This window comes from Sinorhizobium sojae CCBAU 05684 (genome assembly GCF_002288525.1).
GTDB lineage: Bacteria > Pseudomonadota > Alphaproteobacteria > Rhizobiales > Rhizobiaceae > Sinorhizobium > Sinorhizobium sojae.
This window is the reverse complement of record NZ_CP023068.1, coordinates 283,914-302,798: the sequence shown is the minus strand read 5'-3', so window position 1 is coordinate 302,798 and position 18,885 is coordinate 283,914. Positions and strand designations below refer to the sequence as shown.

Genomic DNA, 18,885 nt, shown 5'->3' with positions numbered 1-18,885 from the left:
ACGGCATTCGCCCGCTCCTCCGACCACTCATTGAACGGATAGACCTCGCTGAGCCCCAGCCGCCGCAGTGCCGTCGGCCAGTCCGAATCTTCGAGCCAGCCCTTCGGAAGGCCGGCGAAGAAACCGTCGCCGGCGCCTAGCACATTGAACACTTCGATCGGGAAACCCGGGCCCGTCTGCCCCTCGTCCAGGCAGGCCGGGATGGCTCCCTCGAAAGCGACAGCGCCTGCTGCGCCGCGCTTACAGATCAGCGTTGCGCCGGAAACGCTGCGCACGGCGCGCAAGGCTTCGAGCGTGTCGGTCGTGCCGCCGGCGGTATGGAATTCTTCTTCGGTGCCGACGATCAGATCGAACAGATGCAAGCTCGATTGCAGCTTCTCTGTCACTTTCGCGCTTTTCACAAAGCGGCTCTCGCCCTCGCCATGGCCGGCGACGCCCCATAGATTAGGGCGATAATCGATGTCGAGTGCCGTACGAACACCGTGCTTGCGGGCAAGGTCCAGCGCTTTCAGGACCGCCACCTCGGTACGCGGATGGGAGAGATGAGTACCGGTCACGACGACCGCCCGCGCCGAAGAGATGTAGTTCTCGTCGATGTCGTTCTCGCTCAGGGCCATGTCGGCGCAGTTTTCGCGATAGAAGATCAGCGGGAATTGCTCCTGGTCGCGGATACCGAGAAGCACGAGGGCCGTCAGGCGCTCGGGGTCAGTCACCACCCCGCCCACATCCACGCCCTCGCGGACGAGCTGCTCCCGGATGAAGCGCCCCATATGCTCGTCCCCCACCCGAGTAATGAGACCGGACTTCAGGCCCAGCCGGGCCGCACCGCAGGCAATATTGGTGGGCGAGCCGCCGATGTACTTGTCGAACGATCCCATATCCTCCAGGCGCCCGCCAACTTGCGCGCCATAGAGATCAACCGAGGACCGGCCGATGGTGATCATGTCGAGCGTTTTCATTTCAAAATCTCCTTGCGCGTCAGAAACCGGCCCGTGTCAAAAAGGACCGGCTTGCGGCCAGATCATCCTAGATGCTGCCGGTATTGCGCGGATCGCGTTCCTGTTCGATGGTGATGTAACCGCCATAGCCAAGCTCGGTGAGCAGGGCGCGCACGGACGCATAGTCGATCCGGCCGCGTCCGATCGGGCACATGACGCCCTTGGCGCGGGCATCGAAGAACCGGATGCGCTCGTCCATGACCTGGCCGTAAACCGCTTCGTCGATGTCCTTGAAGTGGATGTAATCGAGGCGATCCCAGTAGCGGCGCAGCGTAGCCACAGGGTCCATGCCGGAATAGTCCATGTGCCCGGTATCAAGGCACAGGCCCGCAAGATCGGCAGGGATATCCTCGACGACACGAGCAAGCTCGTCGGCGAATTCGATATAGCCTCCGGCATGGGGGTGGATGGTCGCGCGCACGCCATATTGTCGCGGGCAAATTCAGCAATTGCCCGTATATTGCCGATCATCCCGGCCCAGGCCTCGGCATCGAGACGCGGCGCGCGGTCCGAGTGGCCGGCAGCATAATCGCGCTCGTCATGGCCCCAGTCCATCACCGTCAGGTAAGGCGCCTCGAACCGCTGGCCGGGATGTGTTTCCGGCTTGGGCAATTTGGTGATCAGTGCGCAGATCTCGTCGGTCTGGCGCACAAGATTTTCACGGTTGCCGGGGCTGACCAGATCGTCAAAGATCGTGCCCGCCACGATCTTGAGGCCCCGCTTGTTCAGCGCCTCGGAGACAAGCCTCAGATCCAGCGGCAGATAGCCGTAAGGCCCCGGCTCGAGCCCCCCGAAGCCGGCTGCCTTCGCCTCGTCCAACACTTTTTCCCAATGCGGCAAGTGGGGGTTTTTCACGTCATCGACACCCCAGCAACAGGGGGCCGTCGTAATGGTGATCGGGTTGCTCATCTCTTCCTCGCGCGCGCTGGCCGGGTCGCGCCGGGCGGCCCGGGTCAAGATCAGCGGCTGATGGTCGCATGGAGTGCGTCGATGGAGGACTGGATGCCGGCCTCCGTAGACATGGTGAAATCTTCCATCTCGAGGCTGACCCAGCCGTTGTAACCGCACATGCGCACGACCGAGAAGAACTCCTTCCACCACTGCAGATCACGGCCCGCCCCGACGGCGACATAGTTCCAGCTCCGGTTCGCGACGTCGGTCACATCCTTCAGTTCGAGAAGGCCGTTCACGTCCGCAAGTCCCCGCTCGATGCGGGTGTCCTTGCCGTGGCAATGGTGGATCGCGTTGCCAAGCGCGCGAGCGGAGGCGATCGGATCGGCGCCCATCCACATCAGATGCGAGGGATCGAGGTTCATGCCGACCATCGGGCCGACTTCGTTGCGCAGACGGAAAAGCGTCTCGGGATTCCATACGAGCATGGCCGAGAAGTTTTCGAGCGCGTATTTTTCCACGCCGGCCTCCTTGGCCAGCTTCACCAGTTCGTGCCACAGTGGGAAGGCACGGTCTTCCCACTGGTAGCGATCGCGCTCAGGCATCTCGTCGGGCCAGCTCTTGGTGTAGACGAGCCAGTTGGGCACCATGTCGCCCGGTGCCGCTTCCGGAAGACCGGACATCGTCACGATGGTTTTCACGCCGATCTCGCCGGCGAGACGGATGGTCTGCTCCATCTCCTTGCGGTGACGCTTGCCCATATCGCCCGGATCAAGTGGATTGGCCGAGCAGTTGAGAGCCGCGATCTCCAAGCCGCGCGCTTCGATTTCCGTGAGCTTGGACCTCAGGAGCCCCCTGTCGGCCAGGAGCTCATCGGCGCGGAAATGCGGCGCGCGCGACCAGCCGCCGCCAGTCATTTCGATGCCTTCGACGCCGAGTTTGACGCATTTGTCGAGCATTTCCGTGAAGGAGAGGTCGCCCATCACATCGGTGCAGATTGAAAGTTTCATGTTTGTCTCTGTCCAAAAAAAGGGGGCGCACTTCGGGTGCGCCCCAGTTGGGGAGGAACTTATTGGAAATCGACCCAGGCGGAGCCCGCGTCGGCCGAGCGAACGCAGTTCTCCAGCCAGCGGACACCTTCCGTGCCGGCCTTGATGCCCGGATAGTGGTGGGTCTTCAGGAAGGCTTCGTCGCCGCGGTTCTTCGCGTCGATCGCTTGCGCGATCCACAGATAGATATTGGCCCAGCTGTCACCGAGGCCTTCGGTATGCAGCGCGCCCATGCGATCGACGGCGAGGCTTTCCTCCTCGAGATAGGGCATACCGTGATGCAGGGTTCGGTTCGGCTCGCCCTGCACTTCGTAGATCAGCTGATCGGGACGGCTGTCGGACCACTCGACAGAGGCCTTGGAGCCAACAAAACGGTAGCGCTGGCTGCCCATGTTCCCCGCGTCCACGGACGAAACCCAGAGACGGCCACGTGCCCCGTTGTCGTAGTGCATGAGCACCGTGGCATGATCTTCAAGCGGCGCCCGGGTAGGGATGAACGCCTTGCGGTCGCAGAGCAGCTTCTCGATCTTCATGTGCGGCAGGACGATCTCGGACAGGTAATAGAGATGCGTGCCGATATCGCCGAGAACGAAAGTCGGACCGGCAGTCTTGGGGTTGGTGCGCCATTTGACGGCCTCGCCTGCTCCCACATCGTCGCCGGAGTTGAAGCCGTGGGTGTATTGCATGTCGACGATGCGAATATCGCCGAGCATGCCTTTCTTGACCATGGCGGCCATCTGGTGAACCAGCGGGTGGCCGGTGAAGCCGTAGGTCACACCCACGATCAGGCCCTTTTCCGCGGCAAGCCTTTCGACCTCCTCGCATTCCGCCACCGTGAAGAACAGCGGCTTTTCGCAGATCACGTGCAGCCCCGCCTCGAGGCAGGCCTTGGTGATCTCGTAATGGGTGAAGTTCGGCGTAGCGATCGAGACGACCTCCACGCCGTCCTCACGTGCCGTCTCTTTGGCGACCAGTTCCTGATAAGTCGCATAGCAGCGGTCCTCGGCCACTCCCAGTTTGGTGCCGAAATCGCGCCCGCGCTCTGCATCGAGATCGAATGCACCAGCAAGCAGCCGGTAAGTGCCGTCCCTGAGTGCACCCGTCCGGTGCTTGTAGCCCACCTGGCCGGTGCGGCCGCCGCCGACCATGCCCCAGCGCAAGGGGCGAGTTATGGTTCTTTCTCCGTTTATCATGCTTGTTTCTCCTCCGGCACCGTGCCGGTTAAGCAAAGCTCCGCCCCTGCGGCGGGAACCCCGCCGCCCGCGTAACTCTTTTGTTGAAGTGTCCGCGCCCTAGTTCATGCAGGCTTCTTCAGCCCGTTGGGCCTTATTTCTTCCAGTACTGGTCCACGTAATGCTGCATCTCGGAGCGCATGAAGCGCCCGGACTCGTCGGCCTTGTCCTCCCAGGCGAAGACGCAGGCCGTCATGATCCCGTCAAACCCCACTTTGGCCAGCGTGCCGAAGAAATCATCCCACGGCACTTCGCCCTGACCGATGTTCAGGTGCTGATGGACCCGAGCTTGGGTGCCAGGCGGGTTCAGGATGTAGCGCAACCCCGAACTGGCCTTGTGGTTGAAGGTGTCGCCGACGTGAACGTGGGCCAGCACATCAGCGCATTCGCGCAGCATGGCCTTCGTATCGTCACCGAAATAGAAGGTGTGCGGCGCGCAATAGAGGAACTTGACGTTCTTCGAATTCACCGTGCGGATGATATCTACCGCCGGCTGCAGTGTCTCACACCAGTCTTCGGGGTGCGGTTCGACGTGCAGGGTGATGCCTTCCTTTTCAAAGACCGGCACCAGCTCTTCCATCGAGCGCCACCAGGCATCCTCGCAGGCCTCGATCATGCTGCCGGTATGGCAGCAATAGCATGAGCCCTTGTCCGGGTGTGGGCCTCGCCCGAACTCGGAGTTCATCACGTCCACTTCCATTTCCACGGCGATCTCAATGGCGCGTTTCCAGTGCTTGACCGCAGCCTGGCGCTCGGCCTCATCGTTCGAGGCCCAGCGATACATCGGCAGAAGCGAGGCGACACCGACACCCGCATCCTTCAGCGCGCGTTTGAAAGACTTGATCCGGTCAGGGAACACGCGCGGCGCCTTGAACCATTCAAGGAAACCCCCCCGCGGCGACAGTTCGATCCAATCGTAGCCGAGCTCCTTCACTTTGAAGGGCAGCTCCTCAAGGCTCAGATGGCGGTGCATGAAGGGGTCGAGGGCGATCTTCATTGACTAAACTCCTGTGTCAATTTGCAGTATGGGCAGCGATTGCGGATTCGAGTTCGGCCATCGCCTCGCCACCTGCCATCAGATCGGTAATCTCTTCGCGACTCTTCTCACCCTTCATGAAATTGGCGGCGAGAGCTCCTCGGATCAGCACCGCGAAGTGATCGCCGACCGCCATCGCGTGCATTACCTGATGGGTAATGAAAATCACGGCCAGCCCGCGCTTCTTGGCTTCGAGCACAATGCGCAGCACGTGCGATGCCTGCTTTACCCCCAGAGCCGCGGTGGGTTCGTCAAGGATCAGCACGCGGGCGCCGAAATGCACGGCCCGGGCAATCGCCAGCGACTGCCGTTCACCGCCCGACAGCCCGCCGATTAGCCTGTCACCGTCGTCGATTCGGGTAATGCCGAAGTCCTGCACTGCTTTGATCGCGATCGCATTGGCCGTCTTGCGGTCGTAGATCTTGAATGGTCCCCAGCCCTTGGTCGGCTCGACACCAACGAAGAAGGATCGGCCGATCGACATCAACGGGAAGGTGCCGCCGAACTGGTGAACGGTAGAGATACCCATCTCCTGCGCTTCGCGCGGGCCGGCGAATTCGACCTCCTTGCCGTCCATCAGGATGGTGCCCGATGTCGGCTTGTGCACACCCGCTAGCGTCTTGATCAGCGTCGATTTCCCCGCGCCGTTGTCACCCAGAAGGCAAAGCACCTCCCCTGCATGGACCTTGAGTGAAATGTCATGCAAAACGTCGATCGGACCGAAGGACTTGTTGACGTTACGCAGTTCCAGAATTGGAGTCGTCATTGCACACCCCTCACTTCTTCTTCGGCCTGTAGGACAGCGCCATGTTGCGGAAGGTGTTGTTCATCAGCACCGCCAGCAGCAGCATGATGCCGATGATCAGGCTCGACCAGTTGCGGTCGAAATTCGTGAAGTAGATGCCCTGGTTAACGATGGCGAAGGTAATCGTGCCGAAGAAGATGCCGACGATCGATCCGAATCCGCCGGTCAAGAGCACACCCCCGACAACGACCGAGATGATCGAGTTGAAGATGAAGGTCATACCGGCCGAAACCTGGGCTACATTGAACAGTATGGCCTGGCACACCCCGACAAAGGCAGCACTCATCGAGGAAAGCACGAACAGCACGATCGTCAGCCTGCGCGTCGGAATGCCGGCATTTCGGGCGCTCACCTTGTCGCCGCCCATGGCGAAGATCCAGTTCCCAAAGGGCGAGAAGTGGATGTAAAAGATGTAGACAACCGTCAAAGCGAGCCACCAGAAGATGATGACCTGAAAGCTGCCGCCGATGAACTCGCCGAACAGCGCCTTGGCCAGCGGACCAGATTCGGCGGGGCTCAGCGCGACACTGGTGGAGCCGGTCATGAGCACCGAGGAGGCGAGGGCAAGCCCCTGCACTGCGAAGAGCGTACCGAGCGTCACGATCAGGGATGGAACGGCGGTACGGACGACCAAAATGCCGTTGATCAAGCCGATCCCCAGCCCCAAACCGAGCGCGCCGAGAATGCCCAACCAGATCGGCAGGTCAAAATGGCCGGAAATGATCGCCACGGCCAGAGCACCAGCCGGGATCGTCGCGCCAATGGAAATATCGAGCTCCCCGGCAATCATCAGCAGACCCACGGGGATCGCGACGATGCCGAGGTTGGCGGCAACGTTCAGCCAGCTGGCCGTGCCTGCCGGCTGCAGGAAGTTGGCGCTGCCGAAGATGACGAAGAAAACCAGCACCGCGACAAGACCGAGAAGCGCTCCCGCCTCGGGACGGCGCAGCAGATTACCGATCGAGAGATTGTTCATCAGATATTCCCCATATTTGGCGTCAACGCACGCGCGGAGGAGCCGAAGCATCGCACCGCGTCGACCATCGCCCAAGCGGCCCGCGCGAATTGCCGCGGGCCGGAGGCTAATTTCCCGATTGTTCAGCGAGCGCCTTTCTGGACACCGGCCAGCGTTGCATCGATGTTCGACGCATCAACAATGCCGGGGCCAGTCAAAACCGGCGCCGTCGGCAGATCGGTACCGAAGTCGATAGCTGAGGCCAGCAGCGTGACGGCCAAGAGCGACTGCAGATAAGGCTGTTGATCGATAGCAAAGCCCTGTGTGCCACCCTTGATACGGTCAAGACCGGACTGATTGAGATCAAAAGTGCCGAGCATGACCGATTCCGTCTTGCCAGCCTGGGTGATACCGATTGCCGCAGAATCCGCGTCACCGGCCGAGATGGTGATCAAGCCATCAACGTTGGCATCCTCGAGCAAGGTCGCCTTGATGGCTTCCGCAACAGCGGTCGGATCGCCGAAGCTGGTCGCCGGCAGCGGCAGCTGCTTCGCTGAACCACCCTTTGCGGTGATACCGTCGATCACACCCTTGCAACGCGCCTCCAGATTGGCGGCGCCCGGAACCGTGTTGACGCAGATGACGTTCTTCTTGCCCTTCGTGGCGAAGTACTCGCCGCCCGCCTTGCCCGCGATATATTCGTCGGATCCGACATAGTTGATCGCACCGAGCTCGATAGCCTTGTCCTGCCCGCCGGCGTTCATCAGAATCACGGTGATCCCCGCCTTGATCGCATCCTTAATCGCCGGGTCCTCGGCTTCCGGAACCCAATTGGGGATCACGAGACCATCGACACCCTGGCTGATCGCTGTCCGGATGAGCTGGACAACGTCTGGAGCAAAATTGTCGTAGGTCTGGAGGCGCAGATAGTTCACCGAACCGCCGTTCGCTTCGACGACCAGGCGCGCGTCATCCAGACCTTTTTTGATGATGTTCCAGAACGCGTCGTCGTTCTTGCCGCCGACCACGGCAATATTTGCGGCCTCGACGGAACTCGCGCCAATCATGATTGTGGATGTCGCAAGAAGTGCGGCGGCAATGCGCTTCATTCGTTTCATGTCTCTCCTCCCATTTGCATCATGCCTTCGCGATAATGCATCAACTAATGCGCCATGATTTGTAGCGCTTGAAATGCCCATATAAAACGATAATAATTCGAGGGATGAATTTTCTGCCAAGAATGGCATTTCATAAATGAAACAGGAGCGAGCCGACAACCAATGAGCAAGCCCACGATAGGTGAACTCGCCCAGACCGCAGGCGTGAGCGTTTCTACAGTCAACAGGCTCCTGCATGGCACAGGCACCGTCAGACCTGACACGATTGAACGCATTCTGGCTGCAGCAGATGAAATCGGTTTTTACGGTCTTGGAGCCCTGCGTGAACGCAAACGAGAAAATCTAACGCATCGAAAGCTTGGTTTTCTCATGCAGCAGTCGCATAGGCCGCTCTATAAGATGTGGGCAGACGCGATCGTTTCCGCCTCATCGCGACGGGCGGATGTCGTCGTCGAGGCAGAGGTCGTCTTCGAGGATGACCTCTCTCCGGAGGCCGTCGCTACCAATCTGCTGAAGATGGGCGAGTCCACCGATGCCATTGCGGTGATTACCGCAGACCATCCAGTGGTCAGCCAGGCGATTGATGAGCTCCGCTCTCGCGGCGTTCCGGTCATTGCATATGTCACGGATCTATCGGCGGCGAGCCGCGCCGGGTTTGTCGGTACTGACAACTGGAAACGGGGCCGCACAGCCGCTTGGTTCATCAGCCAGACGGCAAGCGAACCCGGCAAAGTCATCCCGCTCATGGGAAGCAATCGTTATCAGTGTCAGGATATCTCAGATGCAAGCTTTCGATCCTACATGCGGGAACACGCACGGGAGTTTCACGTGACTGACACCTTTTTGACCCATGAGGAACCGGAGAACGCTTATGCGATCGTCCGCAAATTGATCGCAGAGGAGCCGGACCTCAGGGGTATTTTCGTCAATGGAGGCGGCATTTCCGGGGTTCTGCGCGCTATGCGCGAACGCCCGCCGGAACGCCTAGGCGAGATTCGTATTGTCTGTAGCGACATCGGACCAGAAACGCGCAGAGGCCTGACGGAAGGACTCATAACCGCGTCACTGTGCCATCCACTTGAGAAGATGCCGCAAGAATTGATCGATGTCATGCTGCGCCAGATTGAGCGCAAGGATACAACGTCGGTTGAACAGCGGATCGTCCCGTTCGAGATACTTACGCCTGAAAGCATCTGGACCTGAGGACGGGCGACACTTCTGAACAGTCGCGGAGACGTCGACTGTTGCGCGAGATGGTGCTCATCTAATTCTCCTTCCCCAGGAAGCACCGCGGCAGACATCCGTTGACGGTACGCAACTGAGCCTTGGTTACCTGTTTATGCTGCTGCTAAGGACCCTCCCAAACCATCTTCCTTCCATCGGCCGAGCTTGAAGCTTGAGAATCCTTTATGCAAGAGTTTGGCTGTCGTTCGACAGCGATGCGGTGGCGGCCGATGTCTGTTCAACCATCGCAGCATTCTGCTGCGTCATCTGGTCCATGGAATTGACTGACGCGCTGATCGACGAGAGGTTCGCGTGCTGTTCTTTGGAGGTACCCGCGATGGCGCTGACCCGCTGATACATGTCGGCGACGAACTGCTCGATCTCTGAGAGCGTGGCACCGGTTTCGGTGACCAGTGAGACACCCGAATGGACCGCCGCATTCGAGGAGGTATTGATCAGCGCAGTGATTTCCTTGGCAGCGGTGGCCGACTTGGCGGCGAGTTCTCTGACCTCCTGAGCGACGACATCGAAGCCCTTACCTGCCTCCTCCACACGGGCGGCTTCCACGCCTGCGTTGAGAGCGAGCAGATTCCTCTGGAAAGCAATGTCCTCCATCACGGAAATAATCTGACCGATTTTTGCATGACCGGTCGATGTTGCCCATGGCAGAGATGGCACTGTTTACGACCTGCATGGATCGCGCCGTCGCATTCGAGGTCTTGGCAGCGACTTCGCCTGCTTCTTCGGCGCCCTCAGAGGAAGACCTTACCGTTTTCGTGATCTCCTCCAGTGCCGCGGCAGCTTCCTCAAGAGAAACAGCTTGCTGCTCCCTACGTTGCAAGAGGTCGCCGGCAACCGTTTCCTAGCCGGTCGAGTTCCGCACCGAAAGGTTCATTTATATCGGTTGAGATGTCGCCAGTCGCGAGCCGGCCGAGGCCGTCCGCAAGGATATTGACTGCCCGCTGCTGCCTACTTGCTTGGAGAGCCTTCTCCTGATCGCTCCTGTCGCGTTCGGCTTCATTGTTCCTGCGATCGATTTCCGCCTGATGTTCAAGGCGGACTTTTTCCAAGGCGTTGGCGCGCAGAACCGAACGGTCCTTGGCCATGATGCCTATCTCATCTCCGCGCCGCATAAAATGTCAGCTTCGTCCGCATCGCGGTCATTCGTGCTCATCGCATTGAGGGACTGCTTCCCACCCGGAGCGGGCCTACGGCTCCGGTACCAAGCGTCAGATTTTGACCACTAGAATCGCCCCTCTATGGCCTGCTCCGCGCTGAGCGCCGTCTCACGGGTACCGGATACGATGATCTCCAGTACCTCATGCTCGTCGGTATTCCTGATATAGCGGTCGCCCACATATTCGCCGCGCTTCAGCACCATGACGCGATCGCCGACGGCGAAGATATCGACGAGGCGATGGGAAATGATGATCTGGGCAACGCCCTGCCTCTTCAATTCGAGCATGGTCTCGAGCAGCCGCTCCGTCGCCATTGCCGACAGATTTGCGGTCGGCTCGTCGAGGATCACGACGCGGGGCTCGAAGGAAATGGCGCGGGCGATCGCGACCGATTGCTGACGTCCCCCCGAGAGGCTTTCGACCTTCTGGTAGACCGAATTGACGTCGACCTTCAGCCTCTTCAGCACGCGGCCCGCTTCGGAATACATCCTCCTTCTGTCGACGAAGGGCCCCTTCAGCGGCCAGCGGCCGAGAAATATGTTCTGGCCGACATCCATGTTTCCGCAGAGAGCGAAGTCCTGGTAGATCATCTCGATGCCGGCGTCGCGGCTCTCGTGCGGGCTCCTGAAATGCACGGTTTCGCCTGCCACCCGGACTTCGCCGGCGTCGCGCTGATAGGCGCCGGTGAGAATTTTCATGAGCGTCGACTTGCCGGCGGAGTTGTCGCCGACGAGGCCGAGGATCTCTCCGGGATAGAGAACGAGGTCGACATCGCTCAACGCCTGCACGGCCCCGAAGGCCTTGTCGATGCCGCGCATTTCGACGATCGGTTGGGGCAATGCCGTGTCAGCCATGGACGCCTCCTCCTATTCGCGCGCCGCTCGCGACCCTGGTCCGCAGCCGTCCGAACACATTGGCCTGACGCACCCATATGTCGATCAGCACGGCGATGATGAGGATGCCGCCGATAAAGACGTTGATCCAGTGCTGCGGCATGCTGAAGCCCTGGACGTTGAGCTGCAGCAGCGCTCTGACGAGCGTGATCACCGCGGCGCCCGCGAGCGAACCGATCATGGTGCCAAAACCGCCGAAGATGGAGCCGCCACCGATGATCACGGACGCGATGGCGTCAAGCTCGCGAAACTGACCCGCGACGGGGTTGAAGCTGCGGAAATAGGCGATGTTGATCAGACCGGCCATGGTTGCGCAGAGCGCCGCAAACATGAGCGAGAGGAATCGGACGCGATTGGTGTTGATACCGGCATAGGCGGCGGCGCGCAGGTTGCCCCCGGTGGCGCAGACCTTAAGCCCGAACGGCGTGTAGGCCAGCACGACGCCGGCAACGACCGCGACCAAGAACATCCAGATGGTCTGGATGCTGACGACCTGGGCGACCGTGCGCAGGATGCCGGGCGGCAGCACCAGACCGAAATAGAGGAGCACGTCGTTCACCTTGCGGCCAATGAGATTGTAGGCCTCCGTCCAGCCGGTCAGTTGCTGGCCGGCGACGAACCAGGCGGCAAGGCCGCGCGCCATGTAGAACATGCCGAGCGTGGCGATGAAGGAAGGAAGCTTGAAGCCGATTGTAACCGTCGCGTTGACGAGCCCTGCCGCCATGCCGGCAAGGAGCCCCATGGCGATTGCCGTCATCGGATCGGCGCCGAGCACCTTCAGGAAATAGGCCGCCGTGCTGCCGGCAAGCGCCAGCACCGCGCCGACCGAGAGATCGATATCGCCGGCGGCGATCACATAGGTGAGCCCGATGGTGATCAGCGCCAGCTCCGAATAGTTGAGCAGGATCGCGAACGTGTTGGAGAGATTCCACCAATAGTCTGGCCTGAGCGCCAGGCCGACCAGCCACAGGACGAGCGTGAGCAGGATCGCGAGCGCGTCGCGGCGGGCAAAAAACTTGCCGAAGCCGCTCGCCGACGGAACCATCTCGCTCGCCGTCGCACCTTTGGTCTGCGCGCCGGCCAGGGCAACGCCGCCGACCTCCGGGGCTGCGGGCGGCCGGCGCCCCATGAGCCAGGCCCAGAAGCGGGCTGCGGCCTGGCGGCGGATGAGATAGGGTTCGATCAGGACGGCGATGATGAGCAGCAGGCCGAGAAAGACGAGAACTGCCCCCGCCGGCAGGGTGTATCGGGCACCGACTTCGATACTCTCGCCGTCGATGACCACGGTTCGCGTGATCGGCCATCCCTGGCGCAACACCTTGTCGATCAGGACGACGACCGCCGCACCCAGGCAGGAACCGATCACCCGACCGCGGCCGCCGAGGATCGACGCGCCGCCGATGATGACAGACGCGATGACGGTCAATTCCCAGCTGACCCCGTAGAGCGGGGTCGCGCCCTTGTCCTGGGCGGCCGCCATCAGCGCGGCAAGGGTCGCCGCAAGCGACGAGATCAGGTAGGCGCGCACGCGCACCCAGTTCGTGGGAATGCCCGCATAGACGGCCGCCTGCTCGTTGCCGCCGGTTGCGAAGGTCTCGTAGCCCCAGCGGGTCTTCGCGAGCACGAGCGCCCCGATGGTGGCGGCCACGGCGAAAACGGCGATCTGGTTGTTGAAACCCAGGGCATTCGCTTCGCCCAGATGAAAGAACAGCGGATAGTCCCTGGCCTTGCCCGAATAGTAGATCGCCTGCCCGTGCGTCAGCGCGAGCACGAAGCCCCGACCGATGAAGAGCATCGTCAGCGTCGCAATGAAGGCCGGCACCTTCAGGAGCGTGACGAGCACGCCATTGACAAGCCCGATTGCGGCCCCCAGCAGCAGACAGAGGAGGACGGTACTGACAACCCCGAGATCCAGCGCATTCGACGCGAAGAGGCGCGCGAAAACGACCGCGATCAGCCCGTAAGTGGAGCCGACCGAAAGATCGAGGTCCTTATTGGCAATGACAAAGGTCATGCCGACGGCAATGATTCCGACGCGGGAGGTATCGCGCAGAAGCGCATGCAACGCCTCTGTCGAGCCGAAGAAGCCCGGATTGACAATTGCACCGGCGAGATAGAGCAGCACGAGGAAGGCGATGAGCCCCGCCTCCCAGCCACCGGCGAGTTGAGACGGGGCGCGGCCGAGCGATGCCGACTTGGTCGGGGTCATGTGGACGTCATCCCGGTTGCTCCTCGCGCGATGCATAAGCCCCACCCCCTCTGGCCTGTCCGGTCAGAGGGGGCTTGTTTCGCGTTCAGTTTTCGAACCGCTTGCCGATCTTCTCCACGTTCTCCTTGGTCACGAGCTGGGCGCGCGTGTCGAGGTTCGCAGCGGAGATGCCGCGATCGATCTCCAGGTATAGCTGCATGACGGGCCAGAATCCCTGCAGGAAAGGCTGCTGTCCAAGCGAGCCCGTCAGGTTGCCTGCGACGATGCCTTCCTGCTGTGCCGGGCCAAGGTCGAAGCCGAAGGCGCAGAAGTTGTTCGTCCAACCCATTTGCTCGACCGCCTTGACGAGCGGCGGCGTGAAGACATTGTTGGCTGTGAAGGCGCCGACCACGTCGCCGCGCGATTCGAACAGCGAGACGAGCGCATTGACCGGATCGTTCGGGTTCGTATCGATGCCGACATTCTCCGGTCCGGCGTCCACCTTGAAGGCGTCGAGCTTGCCGGCATCCTTCAGGGTCTTGACGATCGCGTTGAAGGCGGCCGTCACGCGGTTGTTCACCTCGATATTGCCCATCGCCGTCGACGACGGCAGCAGGATCGAGCCGCTGGTCTTGCCGCTGTCGAGCACGCATTTGGCGAGCGCTTCACCGCCGATCGCGGCGGCCGAGGCATCCTGGCCGGTATGGCTGATATTGTTGCGGTTGAGCAGGGTCTCATCGTAGGAATTGGTCGTCGCGACCGGAATCCCGGCGTCTTCCGCCGCTTTGACGATGTCGTTATAGGCTCCGACCTGCGGCGTCGTCATGATGATGCCATCGATTTTGGGGTCGCGGACGATCTGGTTCAGGATCTCGATCTCGCGTGCCGGGTCGTCCACCGGCGATTCTGAGCCGAGCAGCAGGATCTCGGCGCCGATCATGTTGCCGGCCACCTTGGCACCGACATAGACCGGGTCGAAGAAGCCGTTGCCGGCCGTATGGGTGACGATCGCGAAGGTCAGATGGCCGTCGGCAGAATGGAAGTCCTTCGTTTCTGGGGCCTCCTTGGCCGCCTCCTCGAAATCATAACCGCCAACCGCCCTTTCGACGCTGCCGGATTGTGCGATTGCGGAAGACGCGCCGAGTGAAAGAGCCGCGGCCGAGACCGCGGAGAGCAGAATTCGTTTCATTGCTTTCCTCCCTCGGATCACCGCGGCTCCGGCATGAAGAACCGGAACTCAACGTGATCCCTCTTGTTGACCAGAGTGGGATTGGGCGGAAAACCGCGAAAACTTTGCCCCTTCCCGCTCTCATTGTCAGCGGGCGAAAGTCGTTCGAGCGCAATGGTCGAGAGGGCGCCGAACGCTTCCTCCCATGCACCATTCTCTGCGCAGTTCCGGCACATGTAAATGCGAAAAGTGTTACAAATGTAGGCCTATGATTTTGCGCGCAGATTCCCTTCTTTGCGCACGCTTTGTCGAAATCGCACAGCATTTTCTTGAGCTTTGTCAATCCCGACAGCTGTTGGACAGGTTCCAAACCGCAACATCGTCCCCGGCAGGCCATGCCTGCTAGCGCGCGGCGCTGTAAGCGCTTATTCGAGAAGGAAGAAAAAGAATGGAAAGACGTGATTTCCTCAGGGGCCTGGCGCTGCTTGCAGCCTGCCCGCTGTGCGTCAAGACGGCCTATGCCGCCGAGGGCGTGCATTGGAGCTATGAAGGCGAAGAAGGGCCCGAGCATTGGGGTTCGCTGAGCGAGGAAAATGGTGCGTGTTCGGTGGGCTCGCAGCAGTCGCCCATCGACATCCGGGAATCGATCAAGGCGGATCTGCCGGATCTTGGGCTCGACTGGAAGAGCGGCGGCACCATTCTCAACAACGGCCATACGATCCAGGTGAAGGCCGCGCCCGGCGGTACGCTGAAGCGCGGCGACAAGACCTACGAGCTGGTGCAGTACCATTTCCATGCGCCGAGCGAGCATCTGGTCGAAGGCAAGACCTTCGCCATGGAGGCGCATTTCGTTCACAAGCACCCCGAAACGGGCGCGCTCGGCGTCCTCGGCGTCTTCATTACCCCCGGCGCGAAAAATACGACCTTCGCGAGCCTCGCCGCGAAGTTCCCGCAGACAGCCGGTGAGGAAGCGGCGCTCGACGCCGTCGACCCACGCGGCCTCCTGCCTGCTTCGCTCGACTATTGGGCCTATGAGGGGTCGCTCACCACGCCGCCCTGCAGCGAGATCGTCGACTGGATGGTAGCAAGGACGCCGATCGAAGCGGCCGCCTCGGACATCGAGAAGTTCACTGCGCTCTACTCGATGAACGCGCGCCCGGCACTTTCCGCCAACCGCCGCTATGTTCTGAGTTCCAGCTGATCTCGTCATTCGCGGCCATCACTCTTCCCCGGCGGCAGCGGGACCACCCCGGCAAGGGGGAGCTTGCCGGGGTGGTGTGGCTCCCATCCTCCCGGCCATGCTTGCGCCCGGCGCTCTTCGCTGCAAATGTCTCCACCAAAGAAACAAGCGGCGACGAGGCAATCATGTTCGATCTCACAGGCAAGACAGCGCTTGTCACCGGCGGCGGACGCGGACTCGGCCTTGAAATGGCAAAGGCGCTTGCCAGGGCCGGTGCCTGGACGGTGATCAACGGCCGCAACCGCCAGAACCTCGAGGAGGCACGCGAAAGGCTTGCCGCCGACGGAATTTCGGTCGGCATCGCGCCGGGCGACATCACACAGGATGTCGAGACCATTCTCTTACGCGCCATCGACAAGACCGGGCAGCTCGATATCCTCATCCATGCGGTCGGCGAGCGGGACCGGCGCGGCACGGAGGCGATGGCGCCGCAGGATTTCGCCTCGCTGCTGAACACCGATCTGACGGCGGCCTATGCGGTCGCGAGGTCAGCCCTGCCCCTGATCCAGCGCTCTTCGGCGGGTCGGCTGATCTTCGTGACGTCGATTGCAGCCTTCGCCGCCAGGGCCGGAGACCCGGCCTATACGGCGGCCAAGGGCGGGCTCGAGGCTTTGACGCGCTCGCTCGCGGTCGAACTTGGCGCCGACAACCTGACTGTCAACGCGATCGCGCCAGGCTGGTTTGCCACCGAGACCAATGCCCATCTCGCGGCCGACCCGGACCTCAAGGCCTTCGTCGAGGTCCGCATTCCGTTGAAACGCTGGGGGCGACCGGAAGAGATCGCGCCGGCCGCTGTTTTCCTTGCCTCGCCGGCGGCAAGCTTCGTCAACGGGACCACGCTCACGGTCGATGGCGGCATGACCGTTCAGATGTGAGTCTCTACCTCGCGTTTGCCTCCTGCGTGCCGCGCAGCATGCGGATCAGTGCGGAGAAATCCTCGTCGCCATGGCCGAGCTTCTCGAAAAGGCCGTAGAGTTGCGCCGCCTGCGCGCCCATGGGGGTTGCGGCGCCGGCGGCACTTGCCGCCTGCTGCGCAAGCTTCAGGTCCTTCAGCATCAGGCTCGCCATGAATCCTGGTTTGTAGTCGTTGTTGGCGGGGGAAGCCGGAACGGGCCCCGGCACCGGGCAATAGCTCGTCAGCGACCAGCACTGGCCGGAGGAGGTAGAGGCGACATCGAAGAGCGCCTGGTGCGACAGGCCCAGCCGCTCGGCTAGCACGAAAGCTTCGCAGACGCCGGCCATGGAAACGCCGAGGATCATGTTGTTGCAGATCTTCGCCGCCTGGCCGGCGCCCGCGTCGCCGCAATGGACGATCTTCTTGCCCATCGCCTCCAGGATGTGCTTGCCGCGGGAGAAGGCGCCGTCGCTGCCGCCAACCATGAAGGTGAGCGTACCGGCGGCGGCACCCGCCGTGCCGCCGGAGACCGGCGCGTCGAGCGACAGGCACCCGGCGGTATCGGCGAAACCATGGACCTTGCGCGCGCTTTCCACATCAATCGTCGAACTGTCGATCACAAGCGTTCCCGGGTCGACGAAACCCAGCAATTCGTCCCATACGTAGAGCACGTGCGAGCTCGCCGGCAGCATGGTGACCACGCATTCGCTTTCGCGTACCGCCTGGGAAATCGATCCGGCCACGCAAACGCCCGTCTTCGCCGCAGCATTGCGCGAGGCCTCCGAAAGATCGAAGCCTGTGACAGCGTGTCCCGCCTTCACCAGATTGGCGGCCATCGGCCCGCCCATATTGCCAAGCCCGATAAAAGCGATCTTCGTCATGAACGTCCCTCCTCCACTCAACGTGCTCGATCCGGCGGGGCGGCTCTCCGCCCCTCGCCGATGCCTATCCGCGTCCAAAAAGCGGTGCGCCGTCGCGGCGCCCAAAGCGGGCCAGCATCTGCGGCGTCACCTCGTCGAGCCCGACCGACCATTTGGGATTTCGGTCCTTGTCTATAACCGCGGCCCTGACCCCCTCATAGAAGTCCGGATTCGCAAGCATCGCGACGCAGGCAGCGTACTCCCCTTCCAGGCATTCGTTCAGCGTCGCGCTGGCGCGTCCGGCTCTCAGGAGGCTCAGCGTCAGCTTCAGGCTGATGCCCGACCTGCTCTTCAAGAGTTGCAGCGTCTCGCGGGCGAAATCGGAGCCATCCTTTTCGAGCGCGTCCAGGATCTCCTCGATCGTGTCGAAGGCGAAGCAGCGGTCTATGAGCGCTGTGTGTTCGAGAAGGGCCGAGGTCGGCGGCTCGCTGGAGACGGCGTTTATCGTCGCGGAAATCTGCTCGGCGGTTGCCGCGGCGGGAAGCTCGCCCAGCGAGGCAACGAGCGCATCGATCCTTTCCGAGGAAACGAAGCTGTCGGCGAGGCGTGCGTGCATCGCCGCCGCCGCGCCTATGTCGCGGCCCGTCAAACCGAGGTAAGTGCCGAACTCGCCCGGTGCGCGCGGCAAGAGCCAGGTCGCGCCGACGTCGGTGAAATAGCCGATTCCTGTTTCCGGCATGGCGAGCCTGGTGCGCTCCGTGACGATCCGGTGCCTGCCATGGGCGGAGATACCCACACCGCCGCCCATTACGATGCCATCCATGATCGCGATGTACGGCTTTGGAAAGGCGGAGATGCGGCTGTTTACGATGAATTCCTCGCGCCAGAACTGCGCCCCTTCCTCCGGGCGCTCGCGGCCGCTCTCGTAGATCATGCGGATGTCGCCGCCGGCGCATAGTCCGCGCTCGCCTTCCCCTGTGACGAGGACGGCTGCGATGGTCGGGTCGCGCTCGAACTCGGTCAGCGCCTTGTCGATGGCGCGGATCATGGCGAGGTTTAGGCTGTTCAGTGCGCGCGGCCGATTGAGCCGAAGCCTGCCGATCGCGCCGTCGCGCTCGACGATGACTTCCGGTAGGGCGGTTTGCATCTCCATGG

16 protein-coding genes and 2 pseudogenes are annotated in these 18,885 nt (G+C 61.7%); 3 read left to right on the top strand and 15 right to left on the bottom strand.

Annotation, left to right across the window (positions count from 1 at the left end):
• Positions 1-62 precede the first annotated feature (62 nt).
• The 8 genes and pseudogenes from iolC to SJ05684_RS19050 form a co-directional block, all read right to left on the bottom strand.
• A pseudogene (gene iolC, locus SJ05684_RS19085) lies at positions 63-959 on the bottom strand (5-dehydro-2-deoxygluconokinase); the annotation flags it as partial.
• A 67-nt stretch (positions 960-1,026) separates the two neighbouring features.
• Positions 1,027-1,907, bottom strand: a pseudogene (locus SJ05684_RS19080) (sugar phosphate isomerase/epimerase family protein).
• A gap of 50 nt (positions 1,908-1,957) precedes the next feature.
• Positions 1,958-2,899 carry a sugar phosphate isomerase/epimerase family protein gene (locus SJ05684_RS19075; protein WP_034854555.1) on the bottom strand — a complete coding sequence of 314 codons (942 nt, stop codon included), beginning with the start codon at positions 2,897-2,899 and terminating at the stop codon, positions 1,958-1,960.
• Between the two features lie 59 nt (positions 2,900-2,958).
• Positions 2,959-4,131 (bottom strand): Gfo/Idh/MocA family protein, encoded by a 1,173-nt coding sequence (locus tag SJ05684_RS19070; protein WP_034854556.1) that lies wholly within the window; start codon positions 4,129-4,131, stop codon positions 2,959-2,961.
• Between the two features lie 133 nt (positions 4,132-4,264).
• Positions 4,265-5,167 (bottom strand): sugar phosphate isomerase/epimerase family protein, encoded by a 903-nt coding sequence (locus SJ05684_RS19065; RefSeq protein WP_095694317.1) that lies wholly within the window; start codon positions 5,165-5,167, stop codon positions 4,265-4,267.
• A gap of 16 nt (positions 5,168-5,183) precedes the next feature.
• Entirely contained in the window at positions 5,184-5,972 is a 789-nt protein-coding gene (locus tag SJ05684_RS19060) for an ATP-binding cassette domain-containing protein (RefSeq protein ID WP_034854558.1), read from the bottom strand.
• Positions 5,973-5,982: 10 nt separating this feature from the next.
• Positions 5,983-6,987, bottom strand: coding sequence for an ABC transporter permease (locus tag SJ05684_RS19055; RefSeq protein WP_034854589.1), 1,005 nt, complete (start codon positions 6,985-6,987; stop codon positions 5,983-5,985).
• Positions 6,988-7,109: 122 nt separating this feature from the next.
• A complete protein-coding gene (locus SJ05684_RS19050; protein WP_034854559.1) occupies positions 7,110-8,084 on the bottom strand; it encodes a substrate-binding domain-containing protein in 975 nt (324 codons plus the stop codon).
• 162 nt (positions 8,085-8,246) lie between these two features.
• Between SJ05684_RS19050 and SJ05684_RS19045 the strand changes: the two genes are divergently transcribed.
• Positions 8,247-9,287: a LacI family DNA-binding transcriptional regulator gene (locus SJ05684_RS19045; protein ID WP_034854561.1), complete on the top strand. Its 1,041-nt coding sequence runs from the start codon at positions 8,247-8,249 to the stop codon at positions 9,285-9,287.
• Between the two features lie 204 nt (positions 9,288-9,491).
• On the opposite strand, the gene SJ05684_RS19040 is transcribed toward SJ05684_RS19045, so the two are convergent.
• The 5 genes from SJ05684_RS19040 to SJ05684_RS19020 all read right to left on the bottom strand — a co-directional run bounded on the left by SJ05684_RS19040 (position 9,492) and on the right by SJ05684_RS19020 (position 14,756).
• Positions 9,492-9,986 (bottom strand): methyl-accepting chemotaxis protein, encoded by a 495-nt coding sequence (locus SJ05684_RS19040; RefSeq protein ID WP_280109800.1) that lies wholly within the window; start codon positions 9,984-9,986, stop codon positions 9,492-9,494.
• A gap of 152 nt (positions 9,987-10,138) precedes the next feature.
• Positions 10,139-10,414: a hypothetical protein gene (locus SJ05684_RS19035; protein WP_050979997.1), complete on the bottom strand. Its 276-nt coding sequence runs from the start codon at positions 10,412-10,414 to the stop codon at positions 10,139-10,141.
• Positions 10,415-10,551: 137 nt separating this feature from the next.
• Positions 10,552-11,340 carry an ATP-binding cassette domain-containing protein gene (locus SJ05684_RS19030; RefSeq protein WP_034854562.1) on the bottom strand — a complete coding sequence of 263 codons (789 nt, stop codon included), beginning with the start codon at positions 11,338-11,340 and terminating at the stop codon, positions 10,552-10,554.
• Positions 11,333-13,588, bottom strand: a complete 2,256-nt coding sequence (locus tag SJ05684_RS19025) for an ABC transporter permease (RefSeq protein WP_034854563.1) — start codon at positions 13,586-13,588, stop codon at positions 11,333-11,335. Before SJ05684_RS19025 ends, SJ05684_RS19030 begins: the two co-directional genes overlap by 8 nt.
• Positions 13,589-13,673: 85 nt before the next feature.
• Positions 13,674-14,756 carry a substrate-binding domain-containing protein gene (locus SJ05684_RS19020; protein WP_034854564.1) on the bottom strand — a complete coding sequence of 361 codons (1,083 nt, stop codon included), beginning with the start codon at positions 14,754-14,756 and terminating at the stop codon, positions 13,674-13,676.
• A 427-nt stretch (positions 14,757-15,183) separates the two neighbouring features.
• Between SJ05684_RS19020 and SJ05684_RS19015 the strand changes: the two genes are divergently transcribed.
• The gene (locus SJ05684_RS19015; protein WP_034854565.1) at positions 15,184-15,936 is read left to right on the top strand and encodes a carbonic anhydrase; all 753 of its coding nucleotides are present in this window, start codon (positions 15,184-15,186) and stop codon (positions 15,934-15,936) included.
• A gap of 164 nt (positions 15,937-16,100) precedes the next feature.
• The gene (locus SJ05684_RS19010) at positions 16,101-16,850 is read left to right on the top strand and encodes an SDR family oxidoreductase (protein WP_034854590.1); all 750 of its coding nucleotides are present in this window, start codon (positions 16,101-16,103) and stop codon (positions 16,848-16,850) included.
• Positions 16,851-16,854: 4 nt separating this feature from the next.
• Here SJ05684_RS19010 and mmsB read toward each other — a convergent pair whose 3' ends face one another.
• Together mmsB and SJ05684_RS19000 are read right to left on the bottom strand one after the other, a co-directional pair.
• Positions 16,855-17,751: a 3-hydroxyisobutyrate dehydrogenase gene (gene mmsB, locus SJ05684_RS19005; protein WP_034854566.1), complete on the bottom strand. Its 897-nt coding sequence runs from the start codon at positions 17,749-17,751 to the stop codon at positions 16,855-16,857.
• Between the two features lie 64 nt (positions 17,752-17,815).
• A complete protein-coding gene (locus SJ05684_RS19000) occupies positions 17,816-18,883 on the bottom strand; it encodes an enoyl-CoA hydratase/isomerase family protein (protein ID WP_034854567.1) in 1,068 nt (355 codons plus the stop codon).
• Positions 18,884-18,885: the final 2 nt, after the last annotated feature.

Coding starts and splice junctions, on each gene's coding strand:
- SJ05684_RS19075 (WP_034854555.1), bottom strand. CDS start 2,899: ATGAAACTTTCAATCTGCACCGATGTGATGGGCGACCTCTCCTTCACG.
- SJ05684_RS19035 (WP_050979997.1), bottom strand. CDS start 10,414: ATGGCCAAGGACCGTTCGGTTCTGCGCGCCAACGCCTTGGAAAAAGTC.
- SJ05684_RS19020 (WP_034854564.1), bottom strand. CDS start 14,756: ATGAAACGAATTCTGCTCTCCGCGGTCTCGGCCGCGGCTCTTTCACTC.
- SJ05684_RS19060 (WP_034854558.1), bottom strand. CDS start 5,972: ATGACGACTCCAATTCTGGAACTGCGTAACGTCAACAAGTCCTTCGGT.
- SJ05684_RS19050 (WP_034854559.1), bottom strand. CDS start 8,084: ATGAAACGAATGAAGCGCATTGCCGCCGCACTTCTTGCGACATCCACA.
- SJ05684_RS19025 (WP_034854563.1), bottom strand. CDS start 13,588: ATGACCCCGACCAAGTCGGCATCGCTCGGCCGCGCCCCGTCTCAACTC.
- SJ05684_RS19000 (WP_034854567.1), bottom strand. CDS start 18,883: ATGGAGATGCAAACCGCCCTACCGGAAGTCATCGTCGAGCGCGACGGC.
- SJ05684_RS19065 (WP_095694317.1), bottom strand. CDS start 5,167: ATGAAGATCGCCCTCGACCCCTTCATGCACCGCCATCTGAGCCTTGAG.
- mmsB (WP_034854566.1), bottom strand. CDS start 17,751: ATGACGAAGATCGCTTTTATCGGGCTTGGCAATATGGGCGGGCCGATG.
- SJ05684_RS19055 (WP_034854589.1), bottom strand. CDS start 6,987: ATGAACAATCTCTCGATCGGTAATCTGCTGCGCCGTCCCGAGGCGGGA.
- SJ05684_RS19045 (WP_034854561.1), top strand. CDS start 8,247: ATGAGCAAGCCCACGATAGGTGAACTCGCCCAGACCGCAGGCGTGAGC.
- SJ05684_RS19030 (WP_034854562.1), bottom strand. CDS start 11,340: ATGGCTGACACGGCATTGCCCCAACCGATCGTCGAAATGCGCGGCATC.
- SJ05684_RS19015 (WP_034854565.1), top strand. CDS start 15,184: ATGGAAAGACGTGATTTCCTCAGGGGCCTGGCGCTGCTTGCAGCCTGC.
- SJ05684_RS19010 (WP_034854590.1), top strand. CDS start 16,101: ATGTTCGATCTCACAGGCAAGACAGCGCTTGTCACCGGCGGCGGACGC.
- SJ05684_RS19070 (WP_034854556.1), bottom strand. CDS start 4,131: ATGATAAACGGAGAAAGAACCATAACTCGCCCCTTGCGCTGGGGCATG.